The sequence below is a fragment of the Mucilaginibacter sediminis genome (genome assembly GCF_051903035.1).
Classification (GTDB): domain Bacteria; phylum Bacteroidota; class Bacteroidia; order Sphingobacteriales; family Sphingobacteriaceae; genus Mucilaginibacter.
The window spans coordinates 5,226,292-5,242,322 of record NZ_CP170602.1; the positions used below are offsets into that span (position 1 = coordinate 5,226,292).

Annotated in this window: 16 protein-coding genes; 9 read left to right on the plus strand and 7 right to left on the minus strand. The window is 45.2% G+C overall.

The genetic code is table 11. The features are described 5' to 3' along the window. Positions 1–46: 46 nt before the first annotated feature. The gene (locus ACFGVS_RS21645) at positions 47–289 is read right to left on the minus strand and encodes a hypothetical protein (RefSeq protein ID WP_439695549.1); all 243 of its coding nucleotides are present in this window, start codon (positions 287–289) and stop codon (positions 47–49) included. Between the two features lie 202 nt (positions 290–491). Here ACFGVS_RS21645 and ACFGVS_RS21650 point away from each other — a divergent pair, with 202 nt between their 5' ends. From ACFGVS_RS21650 to ACFGVS_RS21660, 3 genes are all read left to right on the plus strand, one after another. Further along, the gene (locus ACFGVS_RS21650) at positions 492–791 is read left to right on the plus strand and encodes a hypothetical protein (RefSeq protein ID WP_439695550.1); all 300 of its coding nucleotides are present in this window, start codon (positions 492–494) and stop codon (positions 789–791) included. Positions 792–1,585: 794 nt separating this feature from the next. Next, on the plus strand, positions 1,586–2,191 hold the full coding sequence (gene dinD, locus ACFGVS_RS21655) for a DNA damage-inducible protein D (RefSeq protein ID WP_439695551.1): 606 nt from the start codon (positions 1,586–1,588) through the stop codon (positions 2,189–2,191). 103 nt (positions 2,192–2,294) lie between these two features. After that, positions 2,295–2,753 carry a hypothetical protein gene (locus ACFGVS_RS21660; RefSeq protein ID WP_439695552.1) on the plus strand — a complete coding sequence of 153 codons (459 nt, stop codon included), beginning with the start codon at positions 2,295–2,297 and terminating at the stop codon, positions 2,751–2,753. A gap of 490 nt (positions 2,754–3,243) precedes the next feature. Here the strand turns inward: ACFGVS_RS21660 and ACFGVS_RS21665 are convergent, their stop codons facing one another. Further along, complete coding sequence (locus ACFGVS_RS21665; protein WP_439695553.1) at positions 3,244–3,597, minus strand: hypothetical protein; 354 nt, start codon at positions 3,595–3,597, stop codon at positions 3,244–3,246. Positions 3,598–4,149: 552 nt separating this feature from the next. On the opposite strand from ACFGVS_RS21665, the gene ACFGVS_RS21670 reads away from it, so the two are divergent. After that, on the plus strand, positions 4,150–4,389 hold the full coding sequence (locus ACFGVS_RS21670) for a YtxH domain-containing protein (protein WP_439695554.1): 240 nt from the start codon (positions 4,150–4,152) through the stop codon (positions 4,387–4,389). Between the two features lie 226 nt (positions 4,390–4,615). Here the strand turns inward: ACFGVS_RS21670 and ACFGVS_RS21675 are convergent, their stop codons facing one another. Next, positions 4,616–6,184, minus strand: coding sequence for a M28 family metallopeptidase (locus tag ACFGVS_RS21675; protein WP_439695555.1), 1,569 nt, complete (start codon positions 6,182–6,184; stop codon positions 4,616–4,618). A gap of 115 nt (positions 6,185–6,299) precedes the next feature. Between ACFGVS_RS21675 and ACFGVS_RS21680 the strand changes: the two genes are divergently transcribed. From ACFGVS_RS21680 to ACFGVS_RS21690, 3 genes are read left to right on the plus strand one after another with little or no spacing between them, the layout of a single operon-like run. Next, a complete protein-coding gene (locus ACFGVS_RS21680) occupies positions 6,300–6,512 on the plus strand; it encodes a hypothetical protein (RefSeq protein WP_439695556.1) in 213 nt (70 codons plus the stop codon). Next, positions 6,505–6,957, plus strand: coding sequence for a DUF6036 family nucleotidyltransferase (locus tag ACFGVS_RS21685; RefSeq protein ID WP_439695557.1), 453 nt, complete (start codon positions 6,505–6,507; stop codon positions 6,955–6,957). Before ACFGVS_RS21680 ends, ACFGVS_RS21685 begins: the two co-directional genes overlap by 8 nt. Before the next feature lie 23 nt (positions 6,958–6,980). Continuing rightward, on the plus strand, positions 6,981–7,337 hold the full coding sequence (locus tag ACFGVS_RS21690; RefSeq protein WP_439695558.1) for a bleomycin resistance protein: 357 nt from the start codon (positions 6,981–6,983) through the stop codon (positions 7,335–7,337). Positions 7,338–7,350: 13 nt separating this feature from the next. Here the strand turns inward: ACFGVS_RS21690 and ACFGVS_RS21695 are convergent, their stop codons facing one another. Both ACFGVS_RS21695 and ACFGVS_RS21700 read right to left on the minus strand, forming a co-directional pair. Next, a complete protein-coding gene (locus ACFGVS_RS21695; RefSeq protein ID WP_439695559.1) occupies positions 7,351–8,193 on the minus strand; it encodes an isoaspartyl peptidase/L-asparaginase in 843 nt (280 codons plus the stop codon). Between the two features lie 111 nt (positions 8,194–8,304). Further along, positions 8,305–9,225, minus strand: a complete 921-nt coding sequence (locus ACFGVS_RS21700) for a cyanophycinase (RefSeq protein WP_090652208.1) — start codon at positions 9,223–9,225, stop codon at positions 8,305–8,307. A gap of 255 nt (positions 9,226–9,480) precedes the next feature. On the opposite strand from ACFGVS_RS21700, the gene cphA reads away from it, so the two are divergent. Next, positions 9,481–12,108: a cyanophycin synthetase gene (gene cphA, locus ACFGVS_RS21705; RefSeq protein ID WP_090652207.1), complete on the plus strand. Its 2,628-nt coding sequence runs from the start codon at positions 9,481–9,483 to the stop codon at positions 12,106–12,108. A 141-nt stretch (positions 12,109–12,249) separates the two neighbouring features. After that, positions 12,250–13,017: a Ku protein gene (locus ACFGVS_RS21710; protein ID WP_439695560.1), complete on the plus strand. Its 768-nt coding sequence runs from the start codon at positions 12,250–12,252 to the stop codon at positions 13,015–13,017. A gap of 124 nt (positions 13,018–13,141) precedes the next feature. Here ACFGVS_RS21710 and pfkA read toward each other — a convergent pair whose 3' ends face one another. After that, complete coding sequence (gene pfkA, locus ACFGVS_RS21715; RefSeq protein ID WP_274211162.1) at positions 13,142–14,119, minus strand: 6-phosphofructokinase; 978 nt, start codon at positions 14,117–14,119, stop codon at positions 13,142–13,144. Between the two features lie 143 nt (positions 14,120–14,262). After that, positions 14,263–16,026, minus strand: coding sequence for a protein-disulfide reductase DsbD family protein (locus ACFGVS_RS21720; RefSeq protein WP_439695561.1), 1,764 nt, complete (start codon positions 16,024–16,026; stop codon positions 14,263–14,265). Positions 16,027–16,031: the final 5 nt, after the last annotated feature.

The window sequence follows — 16,031 nt, forward strand, 5'->3', positions numbered from 1 at the left end:
CACACTCTGCTTATAACTAAACTCGAATCTTTGTAGCGATCATCTACTACCAAAAGTTGCTCGGCCGCCTAGGACTCAGGCTAACTTGACGTGATGGCCTATCACTGATCTTAGCTAATTCTGCCGCTAAGTAAGTCTCTTTAATAGACTTTCCTGAACTGTCAACCCAGCGGCAGGTTACTTCATTGTAGGTCTCGTCTCGGCCAATTACGATCATTTTTAATCGACTGTTACTTAAGTGAAAAACTTCATCACCATCTAAAAATTCATTTACTGTATATTTTTTCATTTCCTTATTTTATTACGTCCAATATACAGCTAATTTTATTAGCATGCAATAAAATACAAAACAAAATACTAACATTTTTCGCAAAATATGTTTAGAACTAAATTCTCGTTCAAGCACAATAATTTAACCGGCAACTAAACCAACAGTTTAAAGTTCACTTATCTCCGATTGCCCAATCCAAACCATCCGCCTAAATTGCCGTATGGCAAACATCCAATTCAACTACCTGTACCGCGATGGCGGCAACTATAAAAAATACGGTTCGGCGGTGTTTGCCAACCCGGGCAATGTGGGGGTTCAGGAACTCGCCGCCCTCATCCAATCCAAACTGATTGATCAAACCTGGTTTTACCACCACCACTGGCACCTGCCCGATTTGCGCCCCCCAACGTTCGATACCACCATCGACCCCACCTGGCACGAGTTCGAAAATGTGGCCTGCACCAGCCAGCCGGCGGATATGGCCGTTACGCTGGTCGGTTTTATGGATTTGTTGGGGTAGGGTTGTTAGCTGTTCGGAAAACTTTTTTAATTCCCTCACCACGGGCTACCGTGTGTACATATCTTTTGGAAACGTATCAATAATAAAAAAAATGTCATTTCGAACGAACTGGGGCGGGCATTGAGCGTTAGCGTGAGGAGAAATCCTATACGTCATGCTTGCAAATTTGCGTGGTGCGATGCAAATCGTATAGGATTTCTCTTTCGCTCTCCCGCACAATCCCACACATGCTCTATCGAAATGACAATTTTCTTTACTTAGAGAGATGTGTACACACGGTAGCACCACGGGAGGGGTGCGGCTGGCAATGTGCGCAAAAGCAGGGAGGGGCTTCACCGCGCTACTAAAACTTGCACCTGAACGCCTGATTTAACCCCTACCTCCCCCTTCCCCAAGGAAGGAATCGCACATTCCCCGCTTTTTTATTTCTTCCGAACACCTATGGGGTAGGCTTGTTAGGTGGTAGGGTAGTGTTTGCATATTGCACCTCCTTCGCAGCCTGCGCCATAGGCGCTACCCGTTTGTAGCCCCCGATAACAAAAATGATTTGTGCGCCGTAGGTGCTACCTATGCCATTCTGCAGGTTACCCGTATGTTGGAAGGTAGCCCGCTACGGGGCAAAAAACGTGGTGGGTGTTGTTGCTACAAACGGGTAGCACCGATGGTGCATAAAAAAAGGGGTTCCGGCCCCAGGTTCCCTTTTCAAGGACACCCCGAGGGCACAAAAAATTTGTTGGGCGTAATAATATGATTGGGCATTACTAATTGAGTATATTGCTTTTTTACAATGGACGATGAAGAAAGAGGTTATATTAGAACTGTTTGGAAAGTTTGAGCAGGCTTGCTATAGTTATCAAAATATAGAATATTGGAGTGCCCGCGATCTGCAACTCATATTGGGATATTTACGATGGGAAAACTTTTTTAATGTTACAAATAAAGCTAAGAAAGCTTGCGAAACTGCCGGCTCTGATATTGACGATCATTTTCGTGATACCACGAAAATGATAACGATAGCGAAAGGCGGTCAGCGTGAAGTCGATGACATCGCTTTAACCCGCTATGCCTGTTATCTTATCGCCCAAAATGGCGATCCGGCAAAACCGGCAATCGCTTTTGCACAAACCTATTTCGCTGTGCAAACCCGCAAACAGGAAATTATTGAACAACGGCTGATAGATGTTGAACGTGTTACAGCCCGCGAAAAACTAACAAAGTCTGAAAAGAAACTGTCGGGAATACTATACGAACGCGGTGTGGATAGTGCCGGATTTGCCATCATCAGGTCGAAAGGAGACCAGGCCCTGTTTGGAGGGTTCAGCACAAACGATATGAAAAAGAAATTGGGTGTACCCCCCGCCAAGCCCCCGGGCAGATTTTCTTCCTACGTTAACCATTAAAGCCAAAGATTTTGCGAATGAGTTCACGAGTCATAACGTTATCGAGAAAGATTTAAATAATAATACGCAGATCTCCAGGGAGCATGTGGATAATAATAAAGCTGTGCGTGATATACTTTTGCAAAGAGGGGTGAAACCCGAATCGCTGCCTGCCGCCGAAGATGTTAAAAAGCTGGAACGCAGATTAGAAAGCGACGAAAAGAAAGTCTCAAAAACCGGGGAAAGCCAAAGAAGTAATTTATGTGCCCACCAAAATTGCAGCATGGCCAACATCCAATTCAACTACCTGTACCGCGATGGCGGCAACTATAAAAAATACGGCTCGGTAGTGTTTGCCAACCCTGGCAATGTGGGGGTTCAGGAGCTCGCCACCCTCATCCAATCCAAACTGATTGACCAAACCTGGTTTTACCACCACCACTGGCACCTGCCCGATTTGCGCCCCCCAACGTTTGATACCACCATAGACCCCACCTGGCACGAGTTCGAAAATGTGGCCTGCACCAGCCAGCCGGCGGATATGGCCATCACGCTGGCCGGTTTTATGGCTTTGCTGGGGTAGGGTTGTTAGCTGTTCGGAACACTTTTTTAATTCCCTCACCACGGGCTACCGTGTGTATACATCTTTAAAACAAAAGAAAATGTCATTTCGAACGAGGTACGAGGAGAAATCTTTAACGCCTTGCATCCCCAAAAGCCTATCGAATTGCAGGGCGTTTAAGATTTCTCCTCACGCCAACACTCAAAGTCCACCCGAGTTCGTTCGAAATGACATTTTTCTATTTATTGATAAGTTTCCAAAAGATGTGTACACACAGTAGCACCACGGGAGTGGTGCGGCTGGCAATGTGCGCAAAAGCAGGGAGGGGTTTCACCGCGCTACTAAAACTTGCACCTGAACGCCTGATTTAACCCCTACCTCCCCCTTCCCCAAGGAAGGAATCGCACATTCCCCGCTTTTTTATTTCTTCCGAACACCTATGGGGTAGGCTTGTTAGGTGGTAGGGTAGTGTTTGCATATTGCACCTCCTTCGCAGCCTGCGCCATAGGCGCTACCCGTTTGTAGCCCCCGATAACAAAAATGATTTGTGCGCCGTAGGTGCTACCTGTACCCTTCTGTAGATTACCCGCATGTTGGAAGGTAGCCCGCTACGGGGCAAAAAAACGTGGTGGTATGTTGTTGCTACAAACGGGTAGCGCCGATGGTGCATAAAAACCGGGATTTCGGGCGGGCAGATCATATTGCCGGTGCCTGTAATTGATGGCGGTAACAATTGAACCACCCGGCGCTGCCCCGGGCTGCTAAAACATTTTAGCAAAAAGCGCCTGAAAATTGCTCCGGGGGAACACAAGCCGGTTGGCAGGGCGGGCTTCGGTGCGGCGCCCATCAGAAACCCGGATACCATATCCAAACAATACCCTTACCCTCCCATTTTTTAGGAGCCCGTAAGGGTACAGAAAGTAACCGGCGGTATTCGGAGCGGGGGCTGACAAGGGTTCGCAGCGCAAAAGTAAGCGTCGACAGGTAGTATCCCTGGTGGCACACACCTGTACTTTTTTTCAAAAACCGACCTTTTTTTAAAACTTTATCGAATATAAATTGATGGTTTGTTATCATTTGCCTGCAAATAATTGCTGTGTTTTTGTCGGCGGGTATAACGCAAGTCCCGGCCCTGGTTGGGATTACCGCGCTGTTACATTTTGGTGTTAGCCACCATATAACAATTGTTATAGGTAAGGGGGGGCAAAGTCACCACGGTTTGGGCTTTGGGGCTGTGCCGCTAATTGGCTTTTGATTTTGAGGGGTTGTCGTTTGGGTTAATTTTCTAATAAATAATTATGTTTTTTATACCCGTTTCTATAAAAAAACAGCGAAATGGCCTTGCTTTTTAATTAAAAATAAAACATTCAGCGCTGCGTATTGTTGCCAACACATAAACCATACCGGATAAAATGCTATGAAAAACCCATTCAAAACCCCAAAAAATAATGTGCTGGTCCCTGTAGTTATCGGATTAGCCGCAGCCGGAGCCATTGTCTACCTGCTGCTTGCCGATGATACCGCCGATTTGCGTGGCAAAATAACCGACAACCTGGACAAAAGCTGGCGAACCGTCAAAGAAAAAGTACCCGCAGGCACCAAAGCCGTTACCGACCTGAAAGACAAAGTGGTAGAAAAGGTTACCAACCTAACCTAAAGCGCCCCACTACCCGCACCAAACCATGTTCGCCACACCATACACCCCGAACACCTAAAAAGAGTTAAGTTGCTGATAATGAGCTAATGTAATTTTTAGCGCTTATTACATCCGAACACCTAACGTCCTGAAAAACAAAACATTAAACTAAAAGCCCCGAACACCCCATCCATCCCCTGCCAAAACCGAACACCAGTGCCGGGGCTTTTATAAAAATAAATATCTGCTAAAATCCTCTTGCCGGTTGCGGCTTAGGGAGTTCTTTGCGTGGTATCATTTCCTGCCGCTGGCTGGTGTTGTACACAAATGATGCTATGATGGTAGCGGCTTGTTTCAGGTCATCTTCAATCAGGCGGTCGTAAGTATCCTGGTTGCTGTGGTGGGTACGCGAGCCGTAGTCAATAGCATCCTGTATAAACTGAAAGCCCGGAATACCCACCGCATCAAACGACTGGTGATCGGTACCGCCTGTGTTGCCAACGGTAACTGTAGTGGCGCCCAGGTCTTTAAACGGCTCCAGGTATGCCTTGAATATGGGCCCGGCGGCTGAGTCGCCCTGTAGATAGATGCCGCGTATTTTGCCTGTACCGTTATCAAGGTTGTAATAGGCCGATAGTTTGGCCTGCTCCGGCTTCAGTTCCATGGTTTTAGGATCGCCAAAGTGGTTAAGCACATATCCCCGTGAGCCAAACAGCCCCTGCTCCTCCGAACTCCATAAGGCTATACGGATGGTGCGTTTTGGCTTAAAGCCGATGGCTTTTAATATCCGCATGGCTTCCAGCATTACTGCGCTGCCTGCCGCATTATCTGTTGCGCCGGTACCGGCGTGCCATGAATCCAGGTGGCCTCCTATCATTACTACCTGGTCTTTTAATTTTTTGTCGGTACCAGGTATCTCGCCAACTACGTCGTAACCTTGCAGGTCATCGGTAAAAAACTGGGTTTTAATATCAGCTTCAAGCTGTACCGGCTTGCCTGCGTTTACAAGGCGCAAAATACGTTGAAAATCCTCGCTGCTGGTTTCCAATTCGGGCGCAACGGCCTTTGCAGTATCTGCATATGATGCGCCGTTGGTGGTAAATACCGTACCATCGGTACCACGGGCCTGGCTAAGTACCAGGGCAACTTTCTCGGCCTGCAAAAATGTCCCTAACATGGTCCTGAACGCCCGCTGTTTACGCATTGCTGCAAACTGCGGCGAGTTTGGATCAAATGCCGTACGCTGGCGGGTGGGCGCCATGGTAGCTTTTTCCATTTTATCAAGTTCCTCATCGGTGTAACGGGCAGCATCTGATTTAAATGTACGTTCGGTAAGTGGTTTGGTGTCAAATATCACAATTTTACCGGCCAGCTTGCCTTTGTATTTTTCCAGCTCGGCGGCCGAATCTGCCTTTACTACCATTATATCGCCTTTTATCAAACCTCCCGTACCTGGTGTCCAGGCTTTAGGGATGGCTATAATGGCATGATAGTAGGGAACTGTAATAGCTGCATAGTTTTTTTGAACTTCCCAGCCTTTACCAAATTTACCCCATGATTCCAATTTGGCGTTGGCTATACCCCAGGTTTTCAACTGTTCAACAGCCCAGTTCTGAGCCCTTTTTAAACCTGGCGAACCCGACAGGCGCGGACCGGAGACATCTGTTAAGTAAAAGGCGGTTTCCATTACTTTAGAATGGTTAAGACCCTCTTCGCGGATTTTTTGAACCATTACAGGGTCAACGGTTTCCTGCGCGGACAGCTGTGCGCCTATGCCCGCAGAAAGCAGGCATGAAAAAAGTAGTTTTAGTTTCATAGTTAATAATTAATAAGATCAGTTAATAACAAACCTATTTATTAATCAACAAAAAAACGCAGCCACGCTTTAACAAAGTTGTTACATGTAAAAGTTTTTGAGGTATATTTGAGTTATGAGCGATTTTAAGTTAGATCGAACCGCGTTTAAAGCCCAAACAGCTATAGAAGCGGCTGACCAAACGGGTTATTATAAACACCTTACCTGGCAGGAAAGGTTGCGTATAGCGAACTATCTGAACAGCATTGCTTATAATTATCCTGAAAACGAGCCGCCCAGAATGGACAAAACAGTTTTCAGTGTAAGGACCAGGAAAAGTAATGGGTAATATTTTCAATCAGGACTTCAGAGACTTTATACTTGAACTTAACAAACATGATGTTAAGTATATCCTTATTGGCGGCTACTCTGTTATTTTACACGGGCATCCCCGCACCACAGGTGATATGGACATTTGGGTAGATAGAACCATTGAAAACTACAAGAAAATAGTACGTGCATTCTTTAGCTTTGGAATGTCTGTTTTTAATATGACTGAAGAACGGTTTTTAGATAAGGATATAGAAGTTTTCACTTTTGGCAGACCTCCCACATCTATTGACATAATGACTGTTGCATTAGGCCTGAATTTTAACGATTGTTATGAGAGCGCTATCTATTTTGAAGAAGATGGGCTGATGATTAGAACAATCCATAGAAATGACCTGATTAACGCTAAAAAAGCATCAGGCAGATACAAAGATTTGGATGACTTAGATAATTTATTGAAGTAAATAAAACCCTTATTTATATTGCCATGTTACAAAAAGCCATACCTATATTAGCTTCACTTAATGCAGAAGAAACCATTCAATTTTATACCGAAAAACTGGGTTTCACACTGGGATCTAATTGGGACGGATATGTTATTCTTAGCCGCGATGATATTACCATCCACCTTTGGCCTACTGATGATCCCGAGGTTCCTAAAAACACCGGCTGCTATATCAATGTAACTGAGGTTGACAAGTTATATGCCGAATACACCCCCAAAGGAGTGGTACATCCCAACGGCAAGCTTAAAAACATGCCCTGGAAAAGGCGTCAGTTCAGCATTTTGGATAATAATGGCAATATCATCCACTTTGGAGAAGATATTTCGGGTGAAGTATAAAACGGCCGGAACGCTAATCAAAAACCTCCACATCGTCGTCACGCAGCGCCCAAACCATATAGGGATGGGTATCAGCGTGGTAGATATGGCCATCTGCCGAAATGCCGATAATGCCGGCAAAACCATCGTAGGGCTTCATTTCATCTAACGTTTTCTCGGCAGCAACCGAAATTGGCAAACCATCGGTAACCCGCGTAACAATCTTTGAGGCTACCGAGCCACTCACAATGTCTTCGCCAACACCTGTGCAGGATACTGCTGCAAAACCATTGGCGTAATTGCCCGCTGTAGTAGCCGAATCGCTCACCCGGCCGGGCATTTCAAAGCCTTTGCCCCCTGTTGATGTTGCCGCCGCAAGGTTGCCATAAAGGTCGAGCGCTACGCAGCCAACAGTCCCCAACCTGATGGAGTCGCTCAGCTTTTTCTCATACTCATGCCTGCGCTGTGGTGTTTCGGGATTGTAATAAGTTACGCCATTATTGGTGGCAAACTCCTTGGCACCTTTGCCGCTCAAAACACGATCATCAAAAGCCATTAATTTTTCGGCTATGCAAATGGGGTTTTTTACATCTTCGATATTAATAACGCCCGAAAATTTCTGCGTTTTCCCATCCATTAATGATGCACTTAAACGGATTTTGCCATCGCTCTGAATCTGCGATCCGGTACCGGCGTTAAACAAATCGCAATCTTCCAGCAGTCTAACGGTATACACAACGGTTTCCAACGCGGTATGGCTTAACAGGTATTTATGACCGGCCTGCACAATATCTTTTAACGCCTGTTGTTTGGCCTGCTTTACTTCCTGGTTAGTTTGCGATTCACTAAAAAAACCGCCATGGATAATGATCTTCATTTTGAATAATTTAGTTGATTCAAAAATTGGTATATTATAAACGCTTTGGGATAGGTTTATTTTAAACAACCCTATTAAAACTCTCTCCTCTGAAGAGAGTTGAGCGAGGCTTTATTGCAAAAGATCGCTATCGGGCGCGTTTATGAACACGCCCTCTTCAACCTTAACTGTCTTTTTTATCATTAAACGATGCGCTGCCAAATCATATTTATCGTATATAGACATAACATGTACCTTTAAATTTTCGATAGAAACCGGTGAGCCAATTTCTACATCATAAATATTGGTTGCTACAATATTCCTGCCATCAACCAAAATAATCAGCCCCGAACCGATGGCCTCCATTACACTGCCTTCGGTTATCAGCAAGCCGGCATCTTCGCCCAGGCCGATACCCAAAATGCCGGGGTTTGTTGCTACGGCATACATTAACCTACCAATGCGGCCACGTTGCACAAAGTGTGTATCAACAATAACAGAATCAACAAAACCCAATCCCGCTGTTATCTGTACCTCTCCCTTAATGAGCGCTTCGTTACTTTGACCACGGTAAATCATGTGGGTTGATGCAGCCGCCGCGCCGGCCGAGGTACCTGCTATTACAAAATCTTCAAACTGATATCTCTTTTTCAGGATCTGTAAAAACTCAGTACCGCCAAAAATGGCCGTCAGCCTTAATTGGTCGCCCCCGCTAAACATAACTACATCTGCTTTGCGGATGCGGTCTAAATATTCTTTTTTTGCGGCATCTTCGCGGCTTTTAATGTGCAATACATTAACATGGGTAACATTAAGCTGCCCAAATGCTTTAACATATTCTTCGCCCACCAACTCCGGAATTTGCGATGCAGTGGTAATCACTTCAATTAATGAGCCATTGTGCTTTGCCGATTCGGTAATGATCCGCTTTAAAATGCCCTGTTCAAAAAATTTAATATAATCAGGCTGTAAAATGTGTTCCTGTATGGTTACGTTACTACCCATATCAACCGCGCCGCCTATAATAATTAGTTTTCCTTTCGGGACAATCATTTCTTTTAAGTTTTGCGTTGATTGGGTTGGATTAGGTTGATTAGTTTAGTTTGCCCAAAAACAAAAGCAACCACTCTCTCAATCAACCTAATCCAACCCAATCAACTAATAAAACCACAAATTACGATAAAATGAACCAAAAACTCAGTCTGTTATAAACAAATAATGCCTTTTTAGCCTTAAATGTTTTATTTACACTATTAAGTTTTATAGTTTTAAAGAAATTAAGCCCTTAAAGAATTTTGTAACAAGCCTATGAAGATTGAGAATATACAAGTGTTGCGCGGCCCGAACATCTGGAGCATAAACCGCAAAAAGTTAATACAGATGCGGCTTGACCTGCAGGAAATGGAACATAAGCCAACTAACGAGATTGATGGCTTTTATGAGCGTTTAGAAAAACTACTTCCCTCGTTATACGCACACCGCTGTTCGCCCGGAGTACCCGGCGGCTTTTTTCAGCGGGTTATTGCCGGCACCTGGATGGGGCACGTTATTGAGCATATAGCTCTTGAAATACAAACCCTTGCCGGTATGGACACGGGCTTTGGCCGTACCCGTGAAACTAAAACCAAAGGCGTTTACAATGTTGTTTTTGCTTATATTGAAGAGAAGGTGGGCGCCTTTGCGGCAGAATCGGCCGTGCGGATTGCTGAGGCCCTGATAAAAGGCGAAGACTATAACCTGGAAGCCGATATACAGGAGATGCGCGAAATCCGCGAGAATACCCGTTTAGGACCAAGTACAGGATCAATTGTGGAAGAGGCCATTGCAAGGGATATCCCCTGGATCAGGCTTAACAATCAATCGCTGGTACAGTTAGGTTATGGCAAAAACCAGGTGCGTTTCCGCGCTACCATGACCGAGAAAACCAGCAGCATAGCTGTTGATATTGCCAGCAATAAGGATGAAACCAAGCGCATGCTGCAGGAGCAGGCTATCCCGGTTGCCAAAGGTATCACTATATCATCTGTTGCAGGCGTAGCCGAAGCCATTCGCAAGGTTGGCTTCCCATTGGTATTTAAACCGCTGGATGGTAACCACGGCCGGGGCATTTCTATCAATATCCGTACAGAAGAAGAAGCTATTGCCGCCTATGAGCATGCCGCCAAAATATCGCGAAGGGTTATTGTGGAACGCTTTATTACCGGTTATGATTTCCGTGTACTGGTAATTGATAATAAAATGGTTGCCGCCGCCCTGCGCGATCCGGCTCATGTCATGGGCGATGGTGTATCAACCATACAACAACTGATAGACAAGGAAAATGCCGATCCCCGCCGTGGCTACGGGCACGAGAATGTATTGACACTGATCTCAATTGATCGCGACACCATCGACCTGCTTGAAAAAAAGGGCTATACTCTTGATACAGTACCGGCTAAAGACGAAAAAGTATTTGTAAAATCCACCGCCAACTTAAGTACCGGCGGTACATCTGTCGACGTTACCGACCACGTACACCCCCAAAACGTTTTCATCTGCGAACGAATCTCTAAAATAATCGGCCTTGATATTTGCGGCATTGATATTATGGCCGAAAACCTGCACGAGCCACTTACCGAAAATGGCGGTGTAATACTGGAGGTTAACGCAGCGCCGGGCTTCCGGATGCACATTGCACCAAGCGAAGGGCTGCCACGTAACGTAGCCGGCCATGTATTGGATATGCTTTACCCTCCGGGCAAATCGGCACGCATTCCTATTATTGCCATCACCGGTACCAATGGGAAAACCACCACCACCCGCCTGATAGCGCATATTGTAAGGAATAACGGGCACCGGGTGGGCTTTACCACATCTGATGGTATTTATGTGCAAAACACCATGATGCTGAAAGGCGATACTACCGGACCGGTAAGTTCGGAGTTTATCCTGAAAGATCCTACCGTTGATTTTGCCGTATTGGAAACCGCCCGCGGCGGCATCCTGCGCTCGGGGCTGGGATTTGGCTTTTGCGATATTGGCGTAATTACCAACATCCAGGCAGATCACCTTGGCCTGGCCGATATCCATACGCTGGATGACCTGGCAAGGGTAAAAGGCACGGTGTTAAACTCGGTAAAAAAAGATGGCTGGGGTGTATTAAATGCCGATAATGAATATTGTGTGCGTTTAGGAAACAAGGCCGATTGTAACATAGCCTATTTTAGCCGCAATGAAAACAATCCCATCATCAAAGCACATTGCCGCAAAGGTGGGATAGCTGCCATTTGCGAGAACGGCTTTATCACCATTCAAAAAGGCGATTGGAAAATCCGCGTGCAGCGTACTATCCTTATCCCGTTAACGTTTGGTGGCACTGTGCCGTTTATGATTGAGAATGTGCTGGCGGCCACACTGGCTACTTTCCTATGGGGCTTCAAAACCGAGGATATCAAAATGTCTCTTGAAACCTTTATTCCATCGGCAGCGCAAACTCCTGGCCGCATGAATATTTTTGATTTCAAGGATTTCCGCTTTATGATTGATTTTGCCCATAACCCAGATGGCTTTAACGGCATCAAGGAATTTTTAAGGCATATCGATTCGCCATTGAAAATCGGTATCATTGCCGGCACGGGCGACAGGCGCGACGATGACATCCGCGAGGTTGGCAAAATAGCCGCCGAAATGTTTGATTACATTATCCTGCGGCAGGAAAAACACCTGCGCGGCCGTACCGAAGAAAATATATTAAACCTGCTTAAAGAAGGTATTTTTTCTGTCGACCCTAATAAACCTTGCGAAGTAGTATCAAAAGAGATTGACGCCATTAAACACGCCATGAGCCTGGCCAAGCCTGGCAGCTTTATTACTGCCCTTAGCGATGTTGTTGACAATGCCATAGAAACGGTTCAAAACTACCAGGAGCAGGAACGGAACGGGCTGTTTAATGCCTAACCCTTTGTCCCCTGAAAGAGAAAAAACTTTCGTTTGGCGTTAATTTAAAGGCATAATGTTGGAAATGTTTGGGCGGAAAGCGGAATCTGCCGTCCAAACATTTTGACTGCCTTTTAAGTTATACAGGTAAACGCTTTGGCTATGAGATCTATCTGGAAAGGTTCAATTGGTTTTGGATTGGTTAGCATCCCGGTTAAACTATATTCGGCAGTGCAAACAAGTTCTCTTGATTTGGATATGCTGGATAGTCGGGATCATTCGCGCATCAGGTATCAGCGGGTAAACGAGAAAACGCATAAGGAAGTACCCTACGATAAAATTGTGAAAGGCTACAAGCTGGCCAACGACGATTATGTGATTGTAGAAGACCAGGATTTTGAGGATGCCGCCCCCGAAAAAAGTAAAATAATCGAGATTGAAAGCTTTGTGGATATTGCCGACGTAAACCCTATGTTTTACGAAACATCCTACTATACCGAGCCTGATACTAAAAGCAACAAGGCCTATGCTCTTTTGCTGAAGGCCCTTATCCAGTCAAAAAAAGCGGGGCTGGCGCGCTTTGTACTACGCAGTACCGAAAGCCTTTGTATTGTACACCCTGTTGATCATGTGCTGGTAGTTACCAGAATTCGTTTTGCACAGGAAATTCGCAGTACCGATGATCTGGATATCGCCAGTGATGTAACCGTAAGTAAAAAAGAACTTGACGTTGGCCTGGCCCTCATTAACCAATACGCCGAAGATTTTGACGTATCCAAATTCAAAGATGAATACAATGACGAACTGCTGAAAATTATCAAGGCAAAATCAAAAGGAAAAAGGGCTACGGTTAAGAAACTTAAACCACGTGAAACCGATAGCGACGACCTCTACGATCAATTGATGAGCAGTTTGAAAAAGAAAGCCTGACAAATTTTTAAGGGATACAAAGCAGAAACGCGCTTTGCTACAATGACCAGGTTTTGCGGCTTTTAGATATATAGAGACACAACAATTTGTGCCTCTATATATATTATGTTTGTTTTAGTGGAAATTACATCGATAAAATCTCAACCAGTTTCAACAGGTTGGGATTAATCTCTACATGATGTTTAATGGCGTGCTCAAACGGAGTATAGGCAATTTCGTTGTGGATGATACCAATCATCTCGTTACGGTGGCCATCCCTTAACGCTTCAACAGCGGCTGCGCCTACCCGGCTGGCCAATACCCTATCCATACAGCTTGGGGCGCCACCACGTTGGATGTGGCCCAATATAGATATACGGGTATCATAATTAGGGAAACGCTCCTGTACCAGGCGCCCAACCTCAAATGCGCCACCGGCTTCCTCGCCTTCGGCAACAATTACAATACGCGATGTTTTATCTTTACGGCCATGCTCAAGGCGGTTAAATAAGCCTTCCATGCCACCTTTGTGTTCGGGGATAAGTATAGCTTCGGCTCCTGCGGCAATGCCCGTACGCAAAGCGATCAGGCCCGAGTCGCGGCCCATTACCTCAACTATAAACAAGCGGTCATGTGATTCTGCTGTATCACGAATTTTATCCACAGCCTCAACAACCGTATTAATGGCGGTATCATAACCTATGGTAAAATCGGTACCCATTAAATCGTTATCAATAGTACCTGGCAGGCCAATGATAGGCATATCATATTCGGCACCAAAAACCTTGGCCCCGGTAAATGTGCCATCGCCGCCAATACCTACAAGTGCATCAATATTATTTTTTTTAAGATGGTCATAAGCTTGCTGACGACCTTCGGGCGTGCGGAAGTTGTCGCAGCGTGCGGTTTTTAGTATGGTACCGCCGCGTTGAATAATGTTTGAAACCGATTTGCGGTTCATGGGTACAAAATCGCCCTTGGTCATGCCGTCATAACCACGGCGAATGCCCATCACCTCGATACCATAATATATAGCCGTACGTACAACCGCCCTGATGGCAGCGTTCATGCCCGGCGAATCTCCGCCCGAAGTATAAAGTCCTATTTTTTTAATCTGCGTCATTTTTTATCCTGATAAGGCCTTTTAAACCCTACCTTAAAAAATTGAATAATTTAATTAGTGGCTTTTAAACAACCCCGTAACCAAAAAACGCGGCAAACTTTTAAAAGTTGCCGCGAATTTACACTTAATTTGTTAACGCTGTATCACTTTTTATAAGCGGCTATACCACTATCTAAAAATTTGATGTAACGGTCAATATGGTAGTCGGCATTATAGTGTGGCAAAATGGTTCCGTTTTTATCGGTCATTTCCTTGCCATCGCTATCAAGCATCACATATAATGGCTGCGAATTTGAGTTGAAGCGGCTTGCTTCCAATTCGCTCCACTTATCGCCAATGTTAGTTATCTTTTTAAAACTGTAGGTTGATGTGTACTGATCTTTAATATCTAAGGCCGCTTTATCATCTACAACAAGTTGTAAAAGTACAAAGTCGTTCTGTAGTTTACTAAATACTACCGGATCCGACCATACGTTGGCTTCCATGTTTCGGCAGTTAACGCAGGCAAAGCCTGTAAAATCAATCAATATTGGTTTATGCAGTTCTTTTGAAACCTGCAAAGCCTGGTCGTAATCAAACCAGGGGGCCAGGCCTTTTATGGTAAGGGCCGAATAATTTGCAGCATATTTTCGCTCTCTGCCATCTTGTTTTGCTGTTGTGGCAGTAGCGCCTCCCGGTACCGGCGAAAGGTCAAAGTCCTGTGTGCCTATTGGTGGCAAAAAGGCACCGATAGATTTGAGCGGAGCGCCCCACAAGCCCGGAATCATATAAACTACAAATGCAAATACAATTATCGACAAAAACACCCTTGGGATAGATAGATATGGCGCGTCGCTATCATGTGAAAATTTAATTTTGCCTAACAGGTACAGCCCTACCATTATACCAATGGCTATCCAAAGCGATAAAAACACTTCCCTGTCAAACCAATGCCAATGATAGGCCAGGTCAACATTCGATAGGAACTTCAGGGCGAAAGCCAATTCGAGGAAGCCCAAAACAACCTTCACACTGTTGAGCCATCCTCCCGATTTTGGTAAGCTTTTTAAGGCAGAAGGGAACAAAGCAAAAATAGTAAACGGCAATGCCAGCGCTAAAGAAAAGCCAAACATGCCCATTGCCGGCCCAAGCCTGTCGCCTTTTGAGGCGGCATCTACCAGCAGTGTGCCTATAATTGGACCGGTACATGAAAATGAAACAACCACCAGGGTAGATGCCATGAAAAAGATGCCTGCAAGGCCACCCTTGTCGGCATTTTCGTCCAGCTTGTTGGCTAATGAACTTGGTAATGTAATTTCAAAGGCTCCCAGGAATGATATACCAAAAACAATAAGCAGCAGGAAGAAAAACATATTGAATATGCCATTTGTAGCTAGCTGATTAAGCGCACTTGAGCCGAAAATTATAGAGATTAATAATCCAAGCGTTACATAAATTACAATGATAGATACTCCATAAATAGAGGATTGCATAATTGCCTTACTGCGGCTGCCGCTCTTTTTGGTAAAAAAGCTAACAGTTAATGGCAATAACGGGTAAATACACGGGAGTATCACCGCGGTAAAGCCCCCAATGAGGCCCTCTATAAATATTTGCCAAAGCGTTTTTGGCACCTCGGGTTTTGAATGAGCCGCTTGTTTGGCCGCAACTACCGATTGTTTTGCAGCCACTGCCGCTTGTTGCGAAAGCTTTTCTGCATCCTGCATTGCAGCCTTTTTACGAATGGCAATACTATCGGCCGCCGTAGGGATACTGGTAAACTGTATATCGGCAGGAGCAGCTGTTGTATCTTTGCCGCCTTTTTGAGCCGCGTAAACCGGTTTTGGCGCGTTTAAGCCAAATATAATAAGCAGGGTTACTACAGCTATTGACGTTGGTAACCAGTTGATCTTTTTAAATAGGTTCATCTTAT

Coding starts and splice junctions, on each gene's coding strand:
- ACFGVS_RS21700 (WP_090652208.1), bottom strand. CDS start 9,225: ATGATTGTCCCGAAAGGAAAACTAATTATTATAGGCGGCGCGGTTGAT.
- ACFGVS_RS21710 (WP_439695560.1), top strand. CDS start 12,250: ATGAGATCTATCTGGAAAGGTTCAATTGGTTTTGGATTGGTTAGCATC.
- ACFGVS_RS21645 (WP_439695549.1), bottom strand. CDS start 289: ATGAAAAAATATACAGTAAATGAATTTTTAGATGGTGATGAAGTTTTT.
- ACFGVS_RS21720 (WP_439695561.1), bottom strand. CDS start 16,026: ATGAACCTATTTAAAAAGATCAACTGGTTACCAACGTCAATAGCTGTA.
- ACFGVS_RS21665 (WP_439695553.1), bottom strand. CDS start 3,597: ATGGTATCCGGGTTTCTGATGGGCGCCGCACCGAAGCCCGCCCTGCCA.
- ACFGVS_RS21695 (WP_439695559.1), bottom strand. CDS start 8,193: ATGAAGATCATTATCCATGGCGGTTTTTTTAGTGAATCGCAAACTAAC.
- ACFGVS_RS21650 (WP_439695550.1), top strand. CDS start 492: ATGGCAAACATCCAATTCAACTACCTGTACCGCGATGGCGGCAACTAT.
- ACFGVS_RS21680 (WP_439695556.1), top strand. CDS start 6,300: ATGAGCGATTTTAAGTTAGATCGAACCGCGTTTAAAGCCCAAACAGCT.
- ACFGVS_RS21690 (WP_439695558.1), top strand. CDS start 6,981: ATGTTACAAAAAGCCATACCTATATTAGCTTCACTTAATGCAGAAGAA.
- cphA (WP_090652207.1), top strand. CDS start 9,481: ATGAAGATTGAGAATATACAAGTGTTGCGCGGCCCGAACATCTGGAGC.
- ACFGVS_RS21685 (WP_439695557.1), top strand. CDS start 6,505: ATGGGTAATATTTTCAATCAGGACTTCAGAGACTTTATACTTGAACTT.
- ACFGVS_RS21670 (WP_439695554.1), top strand. CDS start 4,150: ATGAAAAACCCATTCAAAACCCCAAAAAATAATGTGCTGGTCCCTGTA.
- dinD (WP_439695551.1), top strand. CDS start 1,586: ATGAAGAAAGAGGTTATATTAGAACTGTTTGGAAAGTTTGAGCAGGCT.
- pfkA (WP_274211162.1), bottom strand. CDS start 14,119: ATGACGCAGATTAAAAAAATAGGACTTTATACTTCGGGCGGAGATTCG.
- ACFGVS_RS21675 (WP_439695555.1), bottom strand. CDS start 6,184: ATGAAACTAAAACTACTTTTTTCATGCCTGCTTTCTGCGGGCATAGGC.